Genomic DNA, 1,097 nt, shown 5'->3' with positions numbered 1-1,097 from the left:
ATGCTCTTTTGCAATATAATTTTTTTGAGTCCAATATTGAACGATAATGCTTTGTTCATTTATGGTTAGCCAATACTTTACTTTATCCCCGTACTCTTTAATTACAAAGTCTGCATATTTAACAAAATCAGTAACACTCTGTCTATTGATCCATCCATTATATTTTTCTACTAGAGCTTGTGGCATATCGTAATGATATAGCGTGGGAATTGGTTCAATTCCGTTAATAACTAACTCATCTATTAATTTATGATAAAACTCCACTCCCTTAATATTAGGAGTTCCCGTTCCATCTGGAAAAATTCTTGACCAGGCAATGGAAAATCTATACGATTTCATTCCCAATTCCTTCATCAGACTGATATCTTCTTTATATCGATGATAATTATCACTAGTAACTGATGCATCTGCAAAATTATAATTATTTTCATTCAAAACATCTTGCTGAGAAAGTCCCTTACCATCTTCTAATGCTGCGCCTTCAACCTGATAAGCACTTGTTGATGCTCCCCACAAAAAATTATTTGGAAATCCTAAATCAGTCATATGCTCCTATTCCCCCTTAGTAACTAATTGCTTATCATAAACTTTAAAAAACGGATACCATGTAAATAGATAGATTATAAATAAGACCACATACCAAATAATTGCCCTCATATCTTCAGTAATCATTACCGAGGAAAGAGGCGCTGGAATCTGTCCCACCTGTATCATCTTCGCTGGAATTTTTAAAAGGCCCATTCTCATAACAACCCAAATAACAAGTGGACCAGTCACAGCATTAATCCACATAGGAATCATTAATAAGGGATTCATTACTACTGGTCCGGAAAACATAATTGGCTCATTAATATTAAAAATTGAAGGAATTAAACAAATTCTGCCTATTGTCTTTAATTTTGTAGACTTAGCAAACAACATCAAGATATTCAATGTTAATGTTGCCCCCATTCCACCCATAGTTATTAAGGCCGATGTAAACATAACTTCATTAGTAGTAATGTTTGTCGCCGTTCTTCCTGCTTGAACTGCTGCAATATTGGCTGTAATTCCAGCCATAAATATTGGTGTTGAAACGGCGTTAAAAGCCCATGATG

The 1,097-nt window shown here is 34.5% G+C and carries 2 protein-coding genes; both read right to left on the bottom strand.

What is annotated here, in order from left to right:
* A partial coding sequence (locus FHL06_RS13950; RefSeq protein ID WP_153387256.1) for a glycoside hydrolase family 1 protein occupies window positions 1–546 on the bottom strand: 546 nt, incomplete at its 3' end.
* Between the two features lie 6 nt (window positions 547–552).
* A partial coding sequence (locus tag FHL06_RS13945) for a PTS transporter subunit EIIC (RefSeq protein WP_192918032.1) occupies window positions 553–1,097 on the bottom strand: 545 nt, incomplete at its 5' end.

It is taken from the genome of Companilactobacillus halodurans (genome assembly GCF_009600985.1).
Classification (GTDB): Bacteria; Bacillota; Bacilli; order Lactobacillales; family Lactobacillaceae; genus Companilactobacillus; species Companilactobacillus halodurans.
Note: the sequence above shows the minus strand (reverse complement) of the source record. Positions and strands in the feature narration are given on the sequence as shown.